Annotated in this window: 5 protein-coding genes and 1 pseudogene; 3 read left to right on the forward strand and 3 right to left on the reverse strand. The window is 71.8% G+C overall.

Translation table 11 applies throughout. From position 1 onward, the window contains the following. The coding region (locus ACTIR_RS27345; RefSeq protein ID WP_233345805.1) for a precorrin-6A/cobalt-precorrin-6A reductase at positions 1-166 on the reverse strand (166 nt) is incomplete at its 3' end. A gap of 30 nt (positions 167-196) precedes the next feature. Here ACTIR_RS27345 and ACTIR_RS0102140 point away from each other — a divergent pair. The 3 genes from ACTIR_RS0102140 (at position 197) to ACTIR_RS0102150 (ending at position 2,082) form a co-directional block, all read left to right on the forward strand. After that, positions 197-1,273: a cobalt-precorrin-5B (C(1))-methyltransferase gene (locus ACTIR_RS0102140; RefSeq protein ID WP_026453055.1), complete on the forward strand. Its 1,077-nt coding sequence runs from the start codon at positions 197-199 to the stop codon at positions 1,271-1,273. 168 nt (positions 1,274-1,441) lie between these two features. Further along, on the forward strand, positions 1,442-1,666 hold the full coding sequence (locus tag ACTIR_RS0102145) for a hypothetical protein (RefSeq protein ID WP_007024244.1): 225 nt from the start codon (positions 1,442-1,444) through the stop codon (positions 1,664-1,666). Further along, positions 1,666-2,082 carry a TA system VapC family ribonuclease toxin gene (locus ACTIR_RS0102150; protein ID WP_026453056.1) on the forward strand — a complete coding sequence of 139 codons (417 nt, stop codon included), beginning with the start codon at positions 1,666-1,668 and terminating at the stop codon, positions 2,080-2,082. The genes ACTIR_RS0102145 and ACTIR_RS0102150 overlap by 1 nt, the downstream gene beginning before the upstream one ends. Positions 2,083-2,247: 165 nt before the next feature. Here the strand turns inward: ACTIR_RS0102150 and cobM are convergent, their stop codons facing one another. Continuing rightward, on the reverse strand, positions 2,248-3,000 hold the full coding sequence (gene cobM / locus ACTIR_RS0102155; RefSeq protein WP_026453057.1) for a precorrin-4 C(11)-methyltransferase: 753 nt from the start codon (positions 2,998-3,000) through the stop codon (positions 2,248-2,250). Beyond that, a pseudogene (locus ACTIR_RS27350) lies at positions 2,997-3,282 on the reverse strand (cobalamin biosynthesis bifunctional protein CbiET); the annotation flags it as partial. The gene cobM and the pseudogene ACTIR_RS27350, both read right to left, overlap by 4 nt.

Consider the following 3,282-nt stretch of genomic DNA (forward strand, 5'->3'; position numbering starts at 1 on the left):
AGGCGGCCAGGCCGTCCGGGCCGCCGAAACCGCCGACGCGCACCTCGCCCTCGGGCATCCGGGGCCGGGCCACCCGCCCGGCGAGTGACGAGGTCACCGGCACACCGTCGGCCACGAGCGCGGCGGCCAACGACCGGGCCTCGGAGGTGCCGCCGAGGATCAGCACGCGGTGCGGGATACTGGACACGGTGAGAGTGTGACGGACCTGCGCTACGGCTGGACCACCGGTGCCTGCGCGACGGCGGCGACCACCGCCGCCTACACCGCGCTGCTGACCGGCGAGTTCCCCGACCCGGTGACGATCGCGCTGCCCAAGGGCAGGCGACCGGCCTTCGCCCTGGCCACCGAGGAGCTGCGCGGCGACGCCGCGAGCGCGGGGGTGGTCAAGGACGCCGGGGACGACCCGGACGTCACCCACGGTGCGCTGATCGTGTCCACCGTGCGGGCGGGGGAGCCGGGTACGGGTGTGACGTTCCGCGCCGGTCCGGGGGTGGGCACCGTCACCCTGCCCGGGTTGCCGCTGGACGTGGGCGAACCCGCGGTCAACCCGGTGCCGCGGGAGCTGATGACCGAGGCCGTGCGGCGGGTCGCGGCCGAACACGGTGCCGGTGACGCGCCCGATGTGGTGGTGGAGCTGTCCGTGCCGCACGGCGAGGAGATGGCCCGGCACACCTGGAACCCGCGGCTGGGCATCGTCGGCGGGCTGTCCGTGCTGGGCACCACCGGGGTGGTGGTGCCGTACTCGTGCTCGGCATGGATCGACAGCATCCGCCGGGGCGTGGACGTCGCCCGCGCGCTGGGGCACAACCACGTCGCGGGCGCGGTCGGCAGCACCTCGGAGAAGGTGGTCACCGAGCTGTACGGGCTACCGGACACCGCCCTGCTGGACATGGGCGACTTCGCGGGCGCGGTGCTGAAGTACGTGCGCCGCCACCCGGTGCCCCGGCTGTCGATCGCGGGCGGGTTCGCCAAGATGTCCAAACTGGCCGCCGGACACCTGGACCTGCACTCCAAACGCTCCCAGGTGGACCTGGAGCTGGTCGCCGACCTGGTGCGGGAGTCCGGGCACGAGGACCTGGCCGCCGAGATCGGCGGCGCCAACACCGCCCTGCACGCCCTGGAACTCGCCCGCGAACACGACGTGCCCCTGGGCGACCTGGTCGCCGACCGCGCCCGGCGGGTGGCCGCCGACGTCCTCGCCGACGCCCCCGTCACGGTCGACATCGTCGCCGTCGACCGCGCCGGCACCCTCGTCGGCCGCGCCGGCCCGTAACCCCGCGAGTCGCCACCCCAGCCCCGCGAGTCGCCACCCCAGCCCCGCGAGTTGACGCTCCAGGCCCGCGAGTCGGCCCTTCATGTCCGCGAGCTCGCGCCAGAGATCAGCGAGTCGACCAGAATCAGACGTCTCTGCATCGTGATGCGCCAATGTTAAGATGGTCACATGCGCACCACCGTGGACCTACCCGACGACCTGCACCGGCAGATCGTCTCGATCGCGCGCGACACTTCACGGACACTGAGCGACATCGTTGCCGAACTCATGCGGCGAGGACTCGGCCAAGGCGAGGTGGGCGAGATCAACCGCAGCCCGAAGACCGGCCTTCCCGTTGTGAGCCTCGGCAGGGTCGTCACCACCGAAGACGTCCGTTCGCTGGAGGACGAGTAGTGGCGGTGTTGCTCGATGCGAACGTTCTGATAGCACTGGTCGTCGCCGAGCATGTGCATCATGATGCGGCGGAGAGCTGGCTGGCCGACCGTGACGATGCGTTTGCCACCTGCCCGATCACCGAGGGGAGTCTGCTCCGTCTGCTGATCCGGGACGGGAACGACGCCGCCACCGCACGCGCCGTGCTCGATGCGGTGAGAAACAGCCCTCGTCATGAATTCTGGCCGGATACGGTGAGTTACTGTGAGGTACCGTTCGACGGCGTGCTGGGCCACCGGCAGGTCACCGACGCCTATCTCGCGCAACTCGCCCGCTCCAGGGAAGGCAGCCTGGTCACCTTCAATCAGGGGCTGGCCCAGCTTCACGCGGATGTCACGGTCCTCGTGCCCACGGTTCCGGTCCAGCAGACGCCTTGATCTCGCGCATCGACCGGTGCGGACAGATCGGAACAGAACCGTCCGCACCGGTGATCCATGGATCACCACCCGGGAGCGTCGATTCCCTGACCCGAAACGGCAGCTCGCGGGCCTGGAGCGGCAACTCGCGGGGCTGGGGTGGTGACTCGCGGGGCTGGGGTGGGGTCAGGGGCGGGTGGTGCGGTCGCGGCCCTTGGAGTAGAGGAAGCTGTCCGGGTAATTCTCCGCGGCGAGGACGTCGCCGACGATGACGACGGCGGACTTTGTGATGCCCGCGTCGCGGAGCTGGCCCGCGATGTCGCCCAGGGTGCCGTGCAGCACGATCTCGCCCGGTTGGGTGGCGTGGGCGACGACGGCGGCCGGGCAGTCGGCGCCGTAGTTCGGCAGCAGCTCGTCCACGCACTGTTCGATGCGGTTCACCGCCAGGTGCAGCACCAGGGTGGTGCGACTCGCCCCGAGGGTGGCCAGGTCCTCACCCTCCGGCATGGACGTCGAGCGCGCCTGCGCGCGGGTGAGCACCACGCTCTGCCCCACGGTCGGCACGGTCAGCTCCCGGCCGAGCACCGCCGCGGCGGCGGAGAACGCGGGCACCCCCGGCGTCACGTCGTACGGCACGCCCGCCGCGTCGAGCCGCCGCATCTGCTCGGCCACCGCGCTGTAGACGGCCGGGTCGCCGGAGCACAGCCGCGCCACGTCCAGACCCTCGCCGTGCGCGCGCACCAGCTCGTCGATGATGTCGTCGAGCGTCAGGTCGGCGGTGTCGATCAGCCGCGCGTCGTCCGGGCAGTGCTTGAGCAGCTCGGTCGGGGTGAGACTCCCCGGGTACAGGCACACCCCGCAGGACGACAGGGTCTGCTGCCCCCGCACGGTGATCAGGTCGGCGGCGCCGGGTCCGGCGCCGATGAAATGCACGGTCATGTGCGCACGCTCCACTGGGTCACGGTGCGCGCGGTCTCCCACCCGGTGAACCCACCGAGCGGCGCCGCACGCTGAACGGACAATCGGGACAGTTCTCCCCCGTACGCGGCGTGGGCGTCGGTCAACGCCCGCTCCGCCTCGACGGTGACACCGTTGGCGACGATCCTGCCGCCCGGCCGCAGCGCCTCCCGGCAGGTGGTCAACACCCCGTCGATGCTCACCCCGCCGCCGACGAACACCGCGTCCGGCGTCTCCAGCCGGGCCAGCGCGTCCGGCGCGCGG

It is taken from the genome of Saccharomonospora iraqiensis subsp. iraqiensis (genome assembly GCF_000430445.1).
Classification (GTDB): domain Bacteria; phylum Actinomycetota; class Actinomycetes; order Mycobacteriales; family Pseudonocardiaceae; genus Saccharomonospora; species Saccharomonospora iraqiensis.

Excerpts from the sequence above, each read along its gene's own strand:
- ACTIR_RS0102145 (WP_007024244.1), top strand. The coding sequence starts at position 1,442 with ATGCGCACCACCGTGGACCTACCCGACGACCTGCACCGGCAGATCGTC.
- cobM (WP_026453057.1), bottom strand. The coding sequence starts at position 3,000 with ATGACCGTGCATTTCATCGGCGCCGGACCCGGCGCCGCCGACCTGATC.